Raw genomic sequence first — 17278 nt, 5'->3', positions numbered from 1 at the left:
TACTCCTCACTGGTGCGCGTCAGCCGACGAACTCGACGTCGGAGGTCAGCCAGCGGCCGTCCCGGTGCACCAGGTCGAGCTGCAGGCGGTAGGTGCGCGCCTCCCCCTTGGGCACGGCGGTGTTGGTCACCTCGCTGTCGGCGACGACCAGGACACGGGCGGAGTGCTCGTCGGACCGGACGATGCCCGCCTCGAGGACCTGGCCCTCGGACACGGACTTGTTCCGGGCGACGAGCTCGGTCAGCTGCTCGGTCTGCGCGGTGAACTGCTTCTTGAAGTCGCCGGTGGCGCCCTTGAGGACGTTCGCGCTGTCCCGGCCGTAGTGCCGGTAGTCGAGCGAGGTGAAGTTCAGCGCCGACTGGCGTGCCGCGGCCAGGATGTCCTGGCGGCGCTGCTCCGCCGCGCGCTGCTCGCAGAGCCCGAGGCTCAGCCAGATCGCCAGCGCGGTGGTGAGAACCGTCGCCACGACGAGCCCCACCGACCCTGCCCTGCCCGACAGGGCCTTGCTCATGCCATCGGTCCGACGAGCAGCCATTGCCACGACTCCTTTCCGAATACGGCCTGTTGGCCCCCCGTCGAGCCGATCTCGACGGGCCTTCCGTCCGGGCCGGTGGCGGTTCCGGTCTCCGGGTCGTACGGCGTGACGTACGCCGTCCGGCCCGCGCCGCCGGAAGGGGCCGCCGCGCCGGGAGCGTTCTGGGCGCCCCGCACCGACGTCTCGCTTCCGCGCGGGGCCGTGCAGCGCGCGTCGGTGTTCGCCTCGCGCGTTCTGGTGTCCGAGGGGTCTCGCCGTGCCGTGCCGTACCCCTGCGTGCACGCCGGCGGGTCGCCGGCGTTCACCACCAGGCCGAAGTGGGTGGTGCCGTCGCCGGGGACGACGGTGTAGCTGCCCGCGACCACCACCGGGAAGGTGACCAACGCCTGCTCCACGCCGGGCAGCCGCGCCAGCGTCACCTGGCCGCCGCTGATCAGATTGGCCAGCAGGACCGACAGCCGCGGCCCGTTCGACTTCAGCAGCGAGTTCACCTGCTGCCCGGCCGGAGTCGCGTTGCCGATCAGCTCGCGCAGGTCTTTGTCGCTCGACTTCAACTGCGCGGTGAGCGCGGCCAGATCGCGTGCGAACGACCTGATGGAGGAGCCCTGGTCCGCCTGCGTCTTCAGCACCTTCCGCGAGTCCTCGATCAGCGAGACCGTCTCGGGCAGCGATTCGGACGCCGACTCGACGAGCGCGTTGCCCGAGTCCACCAGGCGACTCAGGTTCGGTCCGGTGCCGGAGAACGCCTTGCCCAACTCGTCGACGGTGACCCGCAGATCGTCCTTGCCCACCGATTTCACCAGCCGGTCCAGGCTGAGGACGAGATCGGTCGTGGGCAGCGGCACGCGGGTGCTGCCGCGCGGGATGGCGCTGCCGTCGAGCAGATACGGGCCGTGGGCCGTACGCGGCTGCAGGTCGACGTACTGCTCGCCGACCGCCGAACGGTTCGCCACCACCGCCAGGGTGTCGGCCGGGATGCGCGGCGCCCCGTCGTCGATGTCGAGGGAGACCGAGACACCGCCGGCGCCGGTCAGCCGCAGCGCGCCGACGCGGCCGACCGGCACCCCGCGGTAGGTGACCTCCGCGCCGGGGAAGACGCCCCCGGAGTCGGCGAAGTCCGCTTGCACGGTGTAGCCGCGGTCGAGGACGTCGTCCACCAGGCCGGTGTACTCGGCGCCGACGTACGACACCCCGACGGCGGTGATGGTCGCGAAGGCGAGCAACTGGACCTTGACCGTACGGGTGATCACGGCTGGACCCCCTTCAGCATCAGCTCGGCGAGCGCGAGGTCGACGCCCTCGGGCACGCCCCCCTCGGTGGTGAAGCCGCTGGTGCACACCGGCGGGCACAGCAGGTCGCCGCCGTCCGAGGGTGCCGACGGGGACGGCAGGCCCGGCGTGCTCGGCAGCGCGGTGGGTGTGGGGACGCCCGGCAGGTCGGGGAGACGGGGTACGCCGGGGGCGTCGGGCTTCTTCGACTCCCCGTCTCCCCGGCTGTCGCCGGGCTCGTCCGTCAGGTTTCCGTAGATGCCGGCCAGATCGAGGTCGGCGGTGATGCGCAGATTGACGTAGTCGCCCTTGATGGCGTCGACGGCGTTGCGCGGGAAGGGGTAAGTGGTGAGCAGCTCCAGCGAGTTGGGCAGGTCGCTGCCCGCCTTGTTCAGTTGCCGGAGAATTGGCCGCAGCTCTCTGAGGTTCGCGACCGTGTCGTCGTGCGAGGCGTTGACCACCTTGGTGCCGGTCTTGCCGAGCTTCGACAGTGCGGTGAGCATCCTCGTCAGATCCCGGCGCTGGTCGGCGAGGACCTTCAGGGCGGGCGGCATCGTGTCGACGGCCTTGGTGATCGTCTCCTTCTCCTTTCCGAGCCGCTCGGCGAGCCGGTCCACGGCCTTGAGGGCACGGACGATGTCGCCCCGCTGGTCGTCCAGACCGCCGATGAACGTGTTCAGCTCCTTGAGCAGCGCCCTGACGCGGTCCTCCCGGCCGTCGAGGGCGTGGTTCAGCTCCACGGTGATCGTCTTCAGCTGGGCCACGCCACCGCCGTTGAGCAGCGCGGACAACGCGGACAGCACCTCCTCGATCTCCGGGTTGCGGCCGCTGCGGGAGAGCGGGATGCGGTCGCCGTCGCCGAGCCGGCCCACGGGGGCGGTCCCGGCCGGGGCGGCGAGCGCCACGTACTTCTCGCCGAGCATGCTGGTCTGCCGCAGTTCGGCGACCGCGTTGCCGGGCAGCTTCACCGAGTCGGCGACCCGCAGCCGTACTCGCGCGTGCCAGCCGTTCAGCTCCACCTTCTCGACCGCGCCCACGGTGACGTTGGCGACCTTCACCGCCGACTGCGGCACCAGATCGAGGACGTCGCGGAACTCGACGGTGACGTGGTAGGCGTGGCCGTCCGCGGCGGCGCCGCCGGGCAGCGGGACGTCGTACCAGCCGTTGAACTCGCAGCCGCACAGCAGCAGTGAGCCGGCCGCCGCCCAGGCCACTGCCCCGCCCTTGCGCAGTACGTTCATGCGCTCGCTCCCAGAATCCCGCCGAGCGTCCGGTCGACCGTTCCCGTCACCGCGGGGCCCTCAGGCACCTCGGGCAGGGAGTCGAAGAGTTTCCTCAGCTCCTTGCAGCCGGGGTTGCTGCCGCCCTCGTCGCCGGTCGTCCTCAGCACGGAGCACAGCAGCGAGGCCGGATCCTGGGCCTGGTCGGCGTTGTTGCGGGTGTCGAGGGTGCCCGCGGCCGGGTTGTAGGCGTTGTTCAGGTTCGACATTCCGGTGGGAGCGACCTCCAGCAGCTCGGCCAGCGCGTCCCGTTGGGTGACGAGAACCTTGGTCACCTTGCTGAGGCCCCGCACGTTCGAGGTCAGCGACTTCTTGTTCCTCTTCACGAAGGCGGACACGTCGCCGAGCGCCGTCCCCAGGTTCTTGAGCGCGGCCGCGAGGTCCTTCCGTTCGCCCGCGAGCTGCCCTGCGACCTCGGCGAGACTCGAGTTGAACGACCGCACGCTCTTGTCGTCGGCGGCCAGCGCCGCGGTGAACACCTGCAGGTTCCGTACCGTGCCGAACAGGTCCGTGCGGCCGTCGGACACCGTGGTGACGGCCCGCGAGAGGTCCTCGACCGTCTGGTGGAGGTTCCCGCCCTGGCCGTCGAGGTTGTCGGCGCTCACCCCGAGCAGCCGCGACAGGGAGCCGTCCTTGTTGGCACCCTCGGGGCCGAGCGCCTCGGCCGTCGTGTGCAGGCTGTCGAAGATCCGGTCCAGCTCGACCGGTACGGCCGTGCGCGACTCGGGGATGACCGCGCCGTCCCGCAGCGCCGGGCCGCCGCGGTACACCGGCAGCAGCTGCACGTAACGGTCGTTGACCACCGAGGAGTTGATGATCGCGGCCTTGGCGTCGGCCGGGACCCTGCGGCCCGCGTCGTACTCCAGCTCCACCCGCACGCGGCCGCCCTCCGGTGTGATCTTCTCGACCTCGCCGATCCGGACGCCGAGCACACGGACGTCCGAGCCGGGATAGATGCCGACGGTGTGCGGGAAGTACGCGGTGACGTGCACCGGCTCGGGGCGAGGCCACAGCACGCAGGTGAGCGTGGCGACGAGGGCGAGCGCGACGCTCACGGCCAGGCGTCCTTTCAGGTTGTTCACTGCGCGCCTCCCGTGCGCGGCACCACCGGGGCGGCGACCAGGTTCTGGACGTAGGAGTCGAACCAGCGGCCGTTGCCCAGGGTGTTGGTGAAGAGCCGCACATAGGGCGCCATCAGCTTCACGCTCCGGTCGAGAGCGGACTGGTTCCGTTCGAGCATCCGCACCACGCCGTTCAGGCCCCTGAGCGCGGGCCCGATCTCCTTGTCGTTGTCCTCCACCAGGCCGGAGAGCTCGATGCCGAGCGCGGCGGAGCTCTTCAGCAGGTTGTGGATCGCCTCGCGCCGTCTGCTGATCTCCCGGAACAGCTTGTCGCCGTCCTTGACCAGGGCGGTGAAGTCCTTGGAGCGCTCGGCCAGCACGCCGGTGACACCGTTCGCGTGGCCGAGGAGCTCGCCCAGGGCCTTGTCGCGTGAGGCCACCGTCCGGGAGATCCTCGACAGGCCCTTGATGGACGCCCGTACCTCCGCGGGCGAGTCCTGGAAGGTGGTGGAGATGGTGTCCAGGGCCGTCGCCAGCCGGTCGGTGTCGACCTCCTCCGTCGTGGTGGTGAGATCGCTGAACGCCTGTACGACGTCATACGCCGGGACGGTGCGCTTGAGCGGGATCTCACTGCCGGGCCTCAACTGCCCCGGTCCCCTGGGGTGCAGCGCGAGGTACTTCGCGCCGAGGATCGTCTTGACCCGGATCGACGCGCCGGTGCCGGTGCCGAACCGGGGATCGCCCTTGACCTTGAAGGTGACCTTGACGTGGTCGCCGGCAAGGTCGACGTCCTCGACCTTGCCGACCTTGACTCCGGCGATCCGCACCTCGTCGCCCGGCTTGAGGCCGCCCGCCTCCGAGAAGGCGGCGCTGTAGTCCTCGCCGTCGCCGATCAGCGGCAGGCTGTCGGCGTTGAACGCGGCCACGGTCAAAAGCGCGAGCGTGGTGAGGCCGACGGCTCCGATGACGACGGGGTTGCGCTCGCGGAAGGGGGTCAGGCGGGGCCGGCGGATCCGTATGCGGGGCAGCCTCGGCGGCTCGATGCGGACCTTCATCAGCGGCTCCGGGCGGCGGGGGCGCGGCGCCCGGCGTGGAAGCAGCCGTATCCTCGGAAGCCTCGGCGGGTCGATGCGGACCTTCATGAGGGGTTCCGGGCGGTGCCTGCGGGTCATGCGCCGCACCTCGCCCTCGCCACATGCAGCTCGGGAGTGAGCACCTGCTTCGTCTTCGGCAGCACGATCCGGCCGTCGAAGTCGCAGAGGTAGAAGTTGAACCACGAGCCGTAGGACGCCGTCCCCGTAAGCTCGCCCAGTTTGTTCGGCAGCCGCTTCAGCACGCCCTCCACGGTCTTCTCGTTCTTGTTGAGCGTTCCGGTGAGACCGGTCAGCTCGGCGATGTCGTCCTTCAGGGGCGGGCGGGCGTCCTTCAGCAGTCCCGAGGTGGCCTCGGTCAGATCGCCGATGCTCACCAGCGACTCCCCGATGGGCTTCCGGTCGGCGGACAGTCCCGAGATCACCCGGCGCAGCTGCCTGAGCAGCCCGGAGAACCGGCCGCCGCGCTCGTCGAGCGCCTTGAGCACGGTGTTGAGGTTGTCGATCACCGAACCGATCAGCCGGTCGCGGCCGGCCAGCGTCGTGGTGAGCGAAGCCGTGTGCGCGAGCAGGCCGTTGACGGTGCCGCCCTCGCCCTGGAGAGTCCGGACGATCTCGGTGGCGAGCTGGTTGACGTCCTTCGGGCTGAGTGCGGCGAACAGCGGTTTGAAGCCGTTCAGCAGCGCGTTGAGGTCCAGCGCCGGCTGGGTGCGCGACAGCGGGATCGTGGCGCCCGGCTTCAGCCGGGTGCCGTCGCCCGCTCCCTCGGTGAGCGCGACGTACCGCTGCCCGACCAGGTTCCGGTAGCGGATGACCGCGCCCGTGCCGGTGAACAGCGGCCGGTCCGTGCTGACGGTGAAGGTGACCTCCGCCAGTGTCCGGTCCTTGATCCTGATGCCCTCGACCTCGCCGACCCGCACCCCGGCCACCCGGATGTCGTCGCCCGTCTCAAGGCCGGTGACGTCGCTGAACACCGCGTGGTAGGTGCGGTCGGGGGTCAGGGAGAAGTTGACGATCGTGGCGGCGAGCAGGGCCGTCGCCAGGATCGTCACCAGGGCGAAGAGGCTGAACTTGATGAGCGGGGCGGCGGTCGTCCGGGCTCCTGCGGTCCTCATGCGACGCTCACCGCCGTCCCGCGTGCCATCGGGCCGAACAGCAGAGTCGCGACCGGTGGCACCTCGTCTGCGGGCACGCCCAGGACGGGCGCCACGAGCGATCCGACGGCGCGCTGCTCCGCCCGGGTGGCGGAGACGCCTTGCGGACCGGACGAACTCGCCTTCGAGGAACCGTCGTTGAGATGCGCACCAGGTGCGGGCACGGGAGGGCCGGGCAGGTCACGGCAGTCGGGCCCCGACCGCTCGCCGTAGCGGGGCTCCTCACCCGGCTCGTACGCCCCCTGCGGGCGGACCATCTCGAGCGTGATGTGCATCTTGCCGCCCCGGAACGCCTGCTCGGAGGCCGCCTCCTGACGGACCAGGCCGGCGAGGAGACAGGGGTACTCGGGGGAGTAGCGGGCGAACAGTTCGAGCGTGGGACGGGAGACCCGGCCGAGGGTGATCAGGCGGTCGCCGTTCGCGTCGAGGAAGTCTTCCGCGGTGCCCGCGACGCCGGCCGTCGTGGTGAGCGCGGACGCGAGCCGGTCCCGCTCCTCGACCAGGGTGCGGCTGGTGGTGACGGTGTTGCGCAGGATCTCCATCAGGTCGGGCGCCGCGTCGCCGTACACCTCGGCGACGTCGGCGAAGCGTGCGATGTCCTCCTTGAGGGACGGCAGATGCGGATTGATGCGGCGCAGATAGGCCTCCACTCGGGTGAGGTTGTCGCCGATCCTGTCGCCGCGCCCCTCCAGGGCGGTGGCGAACGCGGAGAGCGTGGCGTTGAGCTTGCCGGGCTGCACGGTCCGCAGCAGCGGCAGCAGGTCGTTCATCAGCTGCTGGACCTCCATGCCGACGCGGGTGCGGTCCTGGGTGATGACGTCGCCCGCGCGGACGGGCCGGGCCGAGGAGCGGGCGGGGGCGACCAGGTCGACGTACTTCTCGCCGAACAGTGTCTTGGGCAGCAGGCGTGCGTGTACGTCGGACGGGATGTAGGCGGCGTACTGAGGCTTGAGCGCGATGCCGAGCGTCGCCTTCGTCCCGTCGGCCCGCACCTCGCGCACCTCGCCGACCAGCAGGCCGCGGAGTTTGACGTCGGCCCGCGGATCGAGCTGGTTGCCGAGGCTGTCGGCCTCCAGCGTGATCCGCACGACCGGGGTGAACGCCTGCCGGTACACGGCCACGGACAGCGCCAGCAGCAGGGCGAGCACGGCGAGGAACACGACGCCGTACAACCGCAGTCTCAGCACTCTCATCCCGCTCACCCCGCGATCCGTACGGTCGTGTTGGCGCCCCAGATCGCGAGCGACAGGAAGAAGTCCAGGACGTTGATGGCGACGATCGAGGTGCGTACGGCGCGGCCCACCGCGACGCCGACGCCCGCCGGGCCGCCGCTCGCGTAGTAGCCGTAGAAGCAGTGCACCAGGATGATCAGGACGGCGAAGACGAGCACCTTCCCGAAGGACCACAGCACGTCGACCGGCGGCAGGTACTGCTGGAAGTAGTGGTCGTAGGTGCCCGTCGACTGGCCGTAGTAGCCGGTGGTGATGGTGCGGGCGGCGAGGTAGGAGGACAGCAGCCCGATCACGTACAGGGGGACCACGGCGACGAACCCGGCGATCATCCGCGTGGTCACCAGGAACGGCAGCGAGGGCACTCCCATCACCTCGAGTGCGTCGGTCTCCTCGCTGATCCGCATCGCGCCGAGCTGGGCCGTGAACCCTGCGCCCACGGTCGCGGACAGTGCGAGCCCGGCGACCAGCGGGGCGATCTCCCGGGTGTTGAAGTAGGCCGACAGGAACGCCACGAAGTTGGACGTGCCGAGCTGGTTGAGCGCGGCGTATCCCTGCAGGCCCACCTCCGTCCCGGTGAAGAACGACAGGAAGGCGATGACGCCGACCGTGCCGCCCACGACGGCGAGTGCGCCGCGGCCGAAGCTCACCTCGGCGAGCAGCCGCAGAATCTCCTTCTTGTAGCGGCGCACGGTGCGGCCGGTCCACGCCAGCGAGCGCCCGTAGAAGGAGAGCTGGGCACCCAGCTCCTCCAGGCGATTCAACAGCGCCATGCCTCAGCCCCTCTGCGGAACGACTTGGAAGTACACGGCGGTCATCACGAAGTTCGTCACGAACAGCAACATGAAGGTGATCACCACCGACTGGTTCACGGCGTCGCCCACACCCTTCGGCCCGCCCTTCGCGGTGAGTCCCTTGTAGGAGGCGACGATCGCCGCGATCGCCCCGAACACCAGCGCCTTGATCTCGGCCGCCCACAGGTCGGAGAGCTGGGCGAGTGTGGTGAAGGAGGCGAGATAGGCGCCCGGAGTGCCGTTCTGCAGCACGACGTTGAAGAAGTAGCCGCCCGCGACGCCGACCACCGACACCAGGCCGTTGAGCAGCACCGCCACCACCATCGACGCCAGCACCCGCGGTACGACCAGCCGGTGGATGGGGTCGATGCCCAGCACCTGCATCGCGTCGATCTCCTCGCGGATCTTCCGTGCCCCGAGGTCGGCGCAGATCGCCGTGCCGCCTGCGCCCGCGATCAGCAGCGCGGTGACGATCGGCGAGGCCTCCCGCAGCACCGCGAGGACCGAGGCGGCACCGGAGAAGGACTGCGCTCCCAGCTGCCGGGTCAGGCTGCCGATCTGCAGCGCGATGACCGCGCCGAAGGGAATGGACACCAGGGCCGTCGGCAGGATGGTGACGCTCGCGATGAACCAGGCCTGCTGGATGAACTCCCGTGCCTGGAAAGGCCGTCGGGGCAGCGTCCGGACGACGTCCAGCGCCATCGCGAAGAGGTTCCCCGACTGTCTGAGCGCTCCGGTCGGCGACAGGCTCATACGTCGGCCACCTCCTTGCGGTGCAGTTCCGCCTCCCGCCGCGCGATCGCCTCCCAGCGGGGCGGGCGGGTGATGCCCGGTCCCGGCAGCAGGCGGGGAGTCAGCTCCTGGACGGGTGCCCGGTCGGCGAGTTGGGCGAGCTCCTGCTCGACCTGCGCGGCGTCCTTCTCCTCCGCCATGCCGATCGGCCCCTGCATCCGGCCGTTCAGGAACTGCCGTACGACCGGCTCGTCGCTGGTCAGCAGCCGTTCGCGGGGCCCGAACATGACCAGTTCGCGCCGGAACAGCAGGCCGATGTTGTCCGGCACCTGCCGCGCCGAGGCGATGTCGTGGGTGACGATCAGGAAGGTCGCGTCGATCTGGGCGTTGAGGTCGACGATCAGCTGGTTGAGATAGGCGACGCGTACCGGGTCGAGGCCCGAGTCGGGCTCGTCGAAGAGGATGATCTCCGGGTCGAGGACCAGGGCCCGGGCGAGACCGGCCCGCTTGCGCATGCCGCCGGAGATCTCGCCGGGCAGCTTCCCCTCGGAACCGATCAGCCCGACCATGTCCATCTTCTCCAGCACGATGCGCCGGATCTCGCTCTCGGACTTGCGGGTGTGCTCGCGCAGCGGGAAGGCGATGTTGTCGTACAGGTTCATCGAGCCGAACAGCGCGCCGTCCTGGAACAGCACTCCGAAGAGCTTGCGCACCTCGTACAGCTCGTGGTCACGGAGCTGCGTGATGTCCCGGCCCGCGATCCTCACGGAACCCCGCTCCGGCTTCAGCAGCCCGACGAGCGTCTTGAGGAACACCGACTTGCCCGTGCCCGAGGGGCCGAGCATGACCGAGACCTCCCCGGCGGGCAGCGTCAGCGAGACGTCCTGCCAGATGACCTGGTGACCGAAGGACTTGGTCAGCCCTTCCACACAGATCTCGACACCCATCCGGTCCACCTTTCGGCCTGTGGAGCAGCTCCGACATCTGCTCTACGGGGAGGGGTGGGGTGTCCGTCGCTCGGGAGGCGGAAATTTTTCGAAGGGATTTCCGGGCCGCGGAGGATAGGTTTCCGTGGCTACGGAAGCGCGCTCACCGTGGGGGCGGGGAGCGAGGCGGACGGTACGGCGGGGAGGTCCGGTGCCGTCGGGACGGCGGACTCGGCCGGCAGGTCCGGCACATCCGATAGATCCGATACGTCCGGTACATCCGGCAGGTCCGGTACGTCGGATGCATCCGTGAGATCCGACGGGCCGGGCAGATCGGTGACCTCCGGCAGCCGGGGGACGTCGGGCACCCGCGGGACGTCCGGCGCATCGACCGAAGGCAAGCGCGGGACGGAGGCGTCCGGCAGCGGCGGCACGGACAGGGGCAGGAGGGAACCGCCGTCGCGTGCCCCGGCCGCCGCCGGCGCGGTTCCCTTCGCCGAGGGCCGGTCCGCGGTGCGGGGGGCGGGGGCCTCACCGGTGCTGCCGGGACGGAGTGCCTCCGCGCCGTGCGAGGCGGACGGCCGCGGTGCGGGTTCGCTCCCGCCCGCGTCGAGCGCGTACGGCAGCACGAATCCGGCCACCGCCAGGGTCGCCGCGGTCGACGCGGCCGCCACGGCCTGCGCCTTGCCGACCGTCCGGGGCCGCCCGCGCCCGACGAGGAACAGAGCGAACCCGAGCGTCGCGGCCAGCGAGTTCCGCAGCGTCCGCCGGGCCCGGGCCAGCAGCGACTCGACGGTCCGGTAGCTCAGCCCCATGCGGACGGCGACCTGACCGACGTCGAGGTCCTCCGACTTCAGCCTGAGCGCCTCGGCCTGGCGCGCGGGCAGCTCACCGCTGCGTACCGCCAGCCACTTCGCCTCGGCGCGGTCGCACACGGCCTCCTCCACCGGCACGGGACCGGGCGCGATCAGCGTCGGACTGGTGCGGACCTCGGCCTCGCGGTTGACCTGGCGGTAGCGGTCCACGCACAGCCGCATGGTCACCGTCGTCAGCCAGGCCGCCAGCCGTTCGTCGTCCAGGTCGGGACGCTCCGCGGCGCGCAGCATCGCCTCGTGCACCGCGTCCTCGGCGTCCTCCGCGCTCATCGACCTGCGCCGGGCCACCTTGAGCAGCTGCTCGCGGTGGCTCCACATGCGCTGCCAGCGCTCGTCGGCCGCGTCCGTCTCCGCAGGCGTGTCCGTAGCCATGAGGGCCCCTTCGCGCTCACCCGCCGGTCTCGTGCTGTCCGGCGGGTGGCGAGATTACCCTCCGGTAGCCGCGGTTGTGGAGGGGGAGGCGGTCATCGAGTCCTCGCTGTTATTGGTCAGCCGTTGCTGGTCAGCCGCTCCTGGTCAGCGGTCCGCCGCCGGGCAGCAGGTCGCCTTCGGGCAGTTCGGCGTCCGGGCCGGGTACGGGGAGCAAGGGTGCCTCCGTCTCCTCCGTGCCGTCCTCCGGGCCCTCCCCCGGGCGGGTCCCGCCGGGGGTCGGGGAGGCGGGCTCGGACGGCCTCGGGGACGGGGTGGTGCGGGGGCGGGGGGACGGTGCCGGCTTCGGCGTGGACTCCGGCCGCGACGGCTCGGCACGCGGGGACGGCGCCGCGGAGCCGTACGAGGCGTCCGGAACGACCGTGTGCCCGTTCAGGAAGTACGCGTACCAGGCCCTGACCGTGCGCAGATACGCCTCGGAGTGGTTGTAGCCGAGGATCGCCCGGTCCAGTCCGGCCGGTTCGGACAGGTCCCGTCCGCCCGCGCACAGATAGCGTCCGGCGGCGAGGGCCGCGTCGAACACGTTGCCCGGGTCGGCCCGCCCGTCGCCGTTGCCGTCCGTGCCCCAGCGGGCCCAGGTGGACGGGATGAACTGCATCGGGCCGACCGCGCGGTCGTACACGGCGTCCCCGTCGTAGGCCCCGCCGTCGGTGTCCCGTATGACGGCGAAGGCACCCCCGTTCAGCACCGGCCCGAGGATCGCGGTCAGGGTCGTGCCGTCCGCGGTCACCCGGCCGCCCCGGGCCTGCCCGGACTCCACCTGGCCGATCGCCGCCAGCAGCTGCCACCGCAGCCGGCAGCCCGGTGCCTCGCTCGCGAGCCGTGCCTCGGCCCGCCGGTAGGCGGCGAACACGGACACGGGCAGCGCGGTGCCCGCCACCGACGTGCCGCTGCGCTTGCTCTTCCCGGTCCGCAGCGGCGGCAGCTCGGTGCGGTACGGGGTGTCACCGGTGACGCTCGGCCCGTGCCCGGCGGGCGCCTGCCGCACCGGCGCGGACGCTTGTGCCGGAACGGCCCCCGACGCCTGTGACGCGGTCAGCACCGCCATCGCCGCCGCCGCGAGCGCCGTACCCCTGGCACCCCTGGTACCCCTGGCGCCTCTGACCCTGTGTCCTGCCACGTTGCGGTCCCCTCCCTGTGTGCTCTCCTCGTCTGCTCTACGGGGCGGGGTGGCCGGTCCGTCGCGGGGATCCCGTGACGGTGAGGACTGCCCGCACATCCGTGCGGCGCGTTAGGTTGTGCGCGTGCGATTGAGAGTGGAGTTCACGACCGAGCCCTTCGACCTCGACGAGGCACCCGCGCATGCGCGGGTGGCCCGCCAGGTCGTCGAAACGGCCGAGCTGGACGCGGTGGACGTCGGGCCGTTCGGCAACACGGCGGAAGGCGGCGCCGACGCCGTGCTCACCGCCGTGGACGCCCTGCTGCGCAAGACGCTGGAGGCCGGCGCGACGCGGATCTCGCTGCAGGTCAACGTGATCGGGGAGGGCGCTCAGTGACCGGCGCCCGCGACGAGCCCTTCATCGCGGCCGTGAAACCGCTGGTCGACGCCATGGGCGGAGAACTGATCCCGCCCGACGAGGCCGGCCCCGAGGACGTCGTGCTCGCCTGGGAGGGCGCCGACGTGGTCGCCGTACGCCTGCCGCAGCTCGCCGACTCGCTCGACCACATCCTCGCCGCCATGGAGCGCAAGCAGGGCAAACCGCTCGCCGACCTGGACCGCAAGGCCAAGCAGGAGGTCGTACGGATACTCGAGGCGCGCGGCGCCTTCTCCGTGCGGCACGGCGTGGAGACCGTGGCGGGCGCGCTCGGGGTGAGCCGCTTCACGGTCTACAACTACCTGAACCGCGATAAGGGCTGAGGGCCGCCGACGGGGTCTGTCACCCCGAATTTTCAACAAAGTGTTGACGTGTGGTCATGAGGGGGCGTTAGCTGGCCGCAGTCCGTTCAGCACGAAGGCCGTTCGCGGCCACGGAGGCTCCCGTGACGCCGACCGACACGCCCCCGGGTCTGGCCCGGTTCAACGACCTGGAGGAGCACGCGGCCCTCGCCGTCCTCCGAGAGGCGTGCGCCTCCACGGCATGGGGGGAGCGGCTGCTCGCCGCCCGTCCCTACGCCACCGCCGACGAGCTGTACGCGGTGAGCGACGCCGCGACGGCGACGCTGACCACCGAGGACCTGGCGGAGGCGATGGCCGGCCACCCGCCGATCGGCCGCCCCAAGCCCGGCGACCCGGTCTCGGCCCGCGAACAGCGCGGCATGTCCGGGGCCTCCGACGAGCTCAGGGCGGAGATGCTCGAACTCAACCTGGCCTACCAGGAGAAGTTCGGCCACGTCTTCCTCATCTGCGCCACCGGCCGGACCGGCGAGCAGATGCGCGACGCGGTCAGGGAACGCATCGGCAACTCGCCGGAGCAGGAGCGGGAGACCGTCCGCACCGAGCTTGGCAAGATCAACCGTATCCGCCTGGCCCGACTCGTCGAAGAGGACGCCCGCGTATGAGCACCAGCACCGCCGCTTCCGTGTCCACACACATCCTGGACACCAGCATCGGCCGCCCCGCCAAGGGTGTCGCGGTCCAGCTCTCCGCCCGCAGCGGGCGGAACGCGGACTGGCAGGCGCTCGGCGGTTCGGCCACCGACGCGGACGGACGGTGCAAGGACCTTCCGGCGCTGCCGGAGCGGACCACCCATGCACGGCTCGACTTCGCGGTCGAGACGTACTTCGAGGAGAAGCAAGCCGATGCGCAGCAGGACGCCCCCGCGAACCGGGACAGCGGTGCCGCCGTGTTCTTCCCGGAGGTGGCGATCACATTCACCGTCGTGCCGGGCGAGCACTACCACGTACCGCTGCTGCTCAACCCGTTCGGCTACTCCGTTTACCGAGGGAGCTAGCTACAGATGGAAGACCCTTCCCGCCCCGCCCGCCCAGTGATTCTGGGACAGAACCAGTACGGCAAGGCCGAGAACCGAGTCGTCAAGATCACGCGGGACGGCGCCACCCACCACATCAAGGACCTGAACGTGTCCGTGTCGCTCTCCGGCGACATGGACGAGGTCCACTACTCCGGCTCCAACGCCAGCGTCCTGCCGACCGACACCACCAAGAACACGGTGTACGCGTTCGCCAAGGAGCACGGTATCGAGTCCGCCGAGCAGTTCGGCATCCACCTCGCCCGTCACTTCGTGACCTCTCAGCCGGCCATCCACCGCGCCCGCATCCGCATCGAGGAGTACGCCTGGGAGCGGATCGGGCACTCCGGACAGGGCGCGCACTCCTTCGTCCGCAAGGGACAGGAGACCCGGCTGACGCAGATCACCTACGACGGCTCCTCGTGGGCGGTCGTCTCCGGGCTCAAGGACCTGGTCGTGATGAACTCGACCGATTCCGAGTTCTGGGGCTACGTCAAGGACAAGTACACGACGCTTCCCGAGGCCTACGACCGCATCCTGGCCACCCAGGTCTCCGCCCGCTGGCGCTTCGGCTGGGCGGACGACGAACAGCGGATGCCCGACTGGGAGGAGTCCTACGAGCAGGTGAGGAAGCACATGCTCCAGGCCTTCGCCGAGACGTACTCGCTGTCGCTGCAGCAGACCCTCTACCAGATGGGTTCGCGGATCATCGACAACCGCGCCGAGATCGACGAGGTCCGCTTCTCGCTCCCCAACAAGCACCACTTCCTTGTCGACCTGGAGCCCTTCGGGCTCAAGAACAACAATGAGGTGTACTTCGCGGCGGACCGGCCGTACGGACTGATCGAGGCGACCGTGCTGCGGGACGGCCGCGAGGCGAAGATCCCGGCGGACCTGACCAACCTCTGACGCGGACACGGAAAGTAGAGGACGAACGATGGCACAGCGCCTCGTCATCGAGAACTGTTCGATCGCGACCGTGGACGCCGACGACACCGAGTACGCCTCCGGACACCTCGTCGTCGCCGGCAACCGCATCGAGTCGCTCGGCGCGGGCAGGGCACCCGAGGGCCTGGAGAACGTCGGACGCCGTATCGACGCCTCCGGCCACCTCGTGACCCCCGGCCTGGTCAACACCCACCATCACTACTACCAGTGGATCACCCGGGGCCTGGCCACGGACCACAACCTGTTCAACTGGCTCGTCGCGCTGTACCCGACCTGGGCGCGTATCGACGAGAAGATGGTGTACTCGGCCGCGCAGGGCTCGCTCGCGATGATGGCCCGCGGCGGTGTCACCACCGCCATGGACCACCACTACGTCTTCCCGAAGGACTCGGGCGACCTGTCCGGCGCCATCATCCGCGCCGCCCGCGAGATGGGCGTCCGCTTCACCCTCGCCCGCGGCTCCATGGACCGCAGCGAGAAGGACGGCGGACTGCCGCCGGACTTCGCCGTCGAGACCCTCGACGGCGCCCTGGCCGCCACCGAGGCCACCATCGACGAGCACCACGACGCCTCCTTCGACGCCATGACCCAGGTGGCCGTGGCACCCTGCTCGCCCTTCTCCGTCTCCACCGAACTGCTCAGGCAGGGCGCCGAGCTGGCGCGCCGCAAGGGTGTACGGCTCCACACCCACGGCTCGGAGACCGTGGAGGAGGAGAAGTTCTGCCACGAACTGTTCGGCATGGGCCCGACCGACTACTTCGAGTCCACCGGCTGGCTCGGCGACGACGTGTGGATGGCGCACTGCGTCCACATGAACGACTCCGACATCGCCGCCTTCGCCCGCACGAAGACGGGTGTCGCCCACTGTCCCTCGTCCAACGCCCGTCTCGCGGCCGGCATCGCCCGCGTCCCGGACATGCTCGCCGCCGGAGTCCCGGTAGGCCTCGGCGTCGACGGTACGGCGTCGAACGAGTCCGGCGAACTCCACACCGAGCTGCGCAACGCCCTGCTCATCAACCGCCTCGGCGCCCACCGCGAGGCCGCCCTGAACGCCCGTCAGGCACTGCGCCTCGGCACCTGCGGCGGCGCCCAGGTCCTGGGCCGCGCACGGGAGACCGGCTCCCTGGAACCGGGCAAGCTGGCCGACCTGGTGCTGTGGAAGCTGGACACACTGGCCCACGCCTCCATCGCCGACCCGGTGACCGCGCTGGTCTTCGGCGCCGCGGCCCCGGTCACGGCCTCGTTCGTCGGCGGCCGCCAGATCGTGGAGAACGGCCGCCTGCTGTATGCCGACGAGGACGCCATCGCCCGCTCGACGCGGGAGGAGGCACGGCGGCTGGCGCAGATCGCCGCTCAGTGAACTCCGTACTTCGGTACGGCACTTGATCTCCGGCCGGGAGGGACGGCTCCCGGCCGGCGTCCGTGGACCCGAGCGGGTCCATGGCGGCCGCCTCCGGGGCGTGCGTGGATGTGCGCCCCGGACCGGTCGTACGCCCGTACGTCCTCATCCTTCAGGCGACCGTGTGACATCCCCGTACACCCTCCACCTGAGCGGCGCGTTCAGGCCGAGGTGGCGTCACAGCCCGAACAGGCCCGGGTCCGCTGCCAGCTCCTTGAAGTACTGCCGCGGGTCCGCGACCAGCCGTCGCTCCGTGAGGTTCATCAGCCCGCCGACGGCCGTGATCTCGGCCGCCACCGTGCCGTCGGTCCTGCGTATCGTCTGCTCGATCCGGAACGTCTTGCCCTCGCCCCATTCGAAGACGCACGTCACCTCGACCTCGTCACCCGCCAGCAGTTCACGCCGGTAGCGGATGGTCGTCTCCAGGGCCACCGGGCCGACCCCCTCGGCCACGAGGCCGGCCTGGCTTATCCCCGCCGCCTGCAGCAACGACCAACGGGCGTGTTCCGCGTAGTTGAGGTACACGCTCTGGTTGAGATGACCCTGTACATCCGTCTCGTACCCACGGACGGTCACCGGGACGGAAAACGGTTCGGTCTCGGTCACGGCTTCCCCTTCTCGTCGTGCACGCATCGGTCGATCGATCTT

19 protein-coding genes are annotated in these 17278 nt (G+C 70.5%); 6 read left to right on the top strand and 13 right to left on the bottom strand.

The features are described 5' to 3' along the window. Positions 1-19: 19 nt before the first annotated feature. From ACZ562_RS03165 to ACZ562_RS03110, 12 genes are all read right to left on the bottom strand, one after another. Complete coding sequence (locus ACZ562_RS03165; RefSeq protein ID WP_471173614.1) at positions 20-535, bottom strand: hypothetical protein; 516 nt, start codon at positions 533-535, stop codon at positions 20-22. Next, positions 508-1785 (bottom strand): MCE family protein, encoded by a 1278-nt coding sequence (locus ACZ562_RS03160; protein WP_471173612.1) that lies wholly within the window; start codon positions 1783-1785, stop codon positions 508-510. The genes ACZ562_RS03165 and ACZ562_RS03160 overlap by 28 nt, the downstream gene beginning before the upstream one ends. Then, positions 1782-3044, bottom strand: coding sequence for an MCE family protein (locus tag ACZ562_RS03155; RefSeq protein ID WP_471173609.1), 1263 nt, complete (start codon positions 3042-3044; stop codon positions 1782-1784). The genes ACZ562_RS03160 and ACZ562_RS03155 overlap by 4 nt, the downstream gene beginning before the upstream one ends. Further along, positions 3041-4144 carry an MCE family protein gene (locus ACZ562_RS03150; protein WP_471173982.1) on the bottom strand — a complete coding sequence of 368 codons (1104 nt, stop codon included), beginning with the start codon at positions 4142-4144 and terminating at the stop codon, positions 3041-3043. The genes ACZ562_RS03155 and ACZ562_RS03150 overlap by 4 nt, the downstream gene beginning before the upstream one ends. A gap of 17 nt (positions 4145-4161) precedes the next feature. Then, positions 4162-5142: an MCE family protein gene (locus ACZ562_RS03145; protein WP_471173981.1), complete on the bottom strand. Its 981-nt coding sequence runs from the start codon at positions 5140-5142 to the stop codon at positions 4162-4164. 170 nt (positions 5143-5312) lie between these two features. After that, entirely contained in the window at positions 5313-6350 is a 1038-nt protein-coding gene (locus ACZ562_RS03140; protein ID WP_471173607.1) for an MCE family protein, read from the bottom strand. Next, complete coding sequence (locus tag ACZ562_RS03135) at positions 6347-7582, bottom strand: MCE family protein (RefSeq protein ID WP_471173605.1); 1236 nt, start codon at positions 7580-7582, stop codon at positions 6347-6349. The genes ACZ562_RS03140 and ACZ562_RS03135 overlap by 4 nt, the downstream gene beginning before the upstream one ends. A gap of 5 nt (positions 7583-7587) precedes the next feature. Then, complete coding sequence (locus ACZ562_RS03130) at positions 7588-8391, bottom strand: MlaE family ABC transporter permease (protein ID WP_471173601.1); 804 nt, start codon at positions 8389-8391, stop codon at positions 7588-7590. A gap of 3 nt (positions 8392-8394) precedes the next feature. Further along, positions 8395-9165, bottom strand: coding sequence for an MlaE family ABC transporter permease (locus ACZ562_RS03125; RefSeq protein ID WP_471173599.1), 771 nt, complete (start codon positions 9163-9165; stop codon positions 8395-8397). After that, positions 9162-10091 (bottom strand): ABC transporter ATP-binding protein, encoded by a 930-nt coding sequence (locus tag ACZ562_RS03120; RefSeq protein WP_471173596.1) that lies wholly within the window; start codon positions 10089-10091, stop codon positions 9162-9164. The genes ACZ562_RS03125 and ACZ562_RS03120 overlap by 4 nt, the downstream gene beginning before the upstream one ends. A gap of 128 nt (positions 10092-10219) precedes the next feature. Further along, a complete protein-coding gene (locus ACZ562_RS03115) occupies positions 10220-11317 on the bottom strand; it encodes an RNA polymerase sigma factor (protein ID WP_471173595.1) in 1098 nt (365 codons plus the stop codon). Positions 11318-11447: 130 nt separating this feature from the next. Further along, positions 11448-12494: a lytic transglycosylase domain-containing protein gene (locus tag ACZ562_RS03110; protein WP_471173594.1), complete on the bottom strand. Its 1047-nt coding sequence runs from the start codon at positions 12492-12494 to the stop codon at positions 11448-11450. 124 nt (positions 12495-12618) lie between these two features. On the opposite strand from ACZ562_RS03110, the gene ACZ562_RS03105 reads away from it, so the two are divergent. The 6 genes from ACZ562_RS03105 (at position 12619) to ACZ562_RS03080 (ending at position 16591) form a co-directional block, all read left to right on the top strand. Beyond that, complete coding sequence (locus ACZ562_RS03105; protein WP_471173592.1) at positions 12619-12870, top strand: hypothetical protein; 252 nt, start codon at positions 12619-12621, stop codon at positions 12868-12870. Continuing rightward, entirely contained in the window at positions 12867-13232 is a 366-nt protein-coding gene (locus ACZ562_RS03100) for a helix-turn-helix domain-containing protein (protein WP_471173591.1), read from the top strand. The genes ACZ562_RS03105 and ACZ562_RS03100 overlap by 4 nt, the downstream gene beginning before the upstream one ends. Positions 13233-13354: 122 nt before the next feature. Beyond that, a complete protein-coding gene (uraD, locus tag ACZ562_RS03095) occupies positions 13355-13873 on the top strand; it encodes a 2-oxo-4-hydroxy-4-carboxy-5-ureidoimidazoline decarboxylase (protein ID WP_471173588.1) in 519 nt (172 codons plus the stop codon). Next, a complete protein-coding gene (gene uraH, locus ACZ562_RS03090; protein WP_471173586.1) occupies positions 13870-14265 on the top strand; it encodes a hydroxyisourate hydrolase in 396 nt (131 codons plus the stop codon). The genes uraD and uraH overlap by 4 nt, the downstream gene beginning before the upstream one ends. A 6-nt stretch (positions 14266-14271) precedes the next feature. Further along, complete coding sequence (gene pucL / locus ACZ562_RS03085; RefSeq protein ID WP_471173584.1) at positions 14272-15192, top strand: factor-independent urate hydroxylase; 921 nt, start codon at positions 14272-14274, stop codon at positions 15190-15192. 28 nt (positions 15193-15220) lie between these two features. Next, on the top strand, positions 15221-16591 hold the full coding sequence (locus tag ACZ562_RS03080) for an 8-oxoguanine deaminase (protein ID WP_471173583.1): 1371 nt from the start codon (positions 15221-15223) through the stop codon (positions 16589-16591). Positions 16592-16807: 216 nt separating this feature from the next. On the opposite strand, the gene ACZ562_RS03075 is transcribed toward ACZ562_RS03080, so the two are convergent. Further along, positions 16808-17263, bottom strand: a complete 456-nt coding sequence (locus tag ACZ562_RS03075; protein ID WP_471173581.1) for an acyl-CoA thioesterase — start codon at positions 17261-17263, stop codon at positions 16808-16810. Positions 17264-17278: the final 15 nt, after the last annotated feature.

The sequence above is a fragment of the Streptomyces sp. NPDC040410 genome (assembly GCF_055595715.1).
Note: the sequence above shows the minus strand (reverse complement) of the source record. Positions and strands in the feature narration are given on the sequence as shown.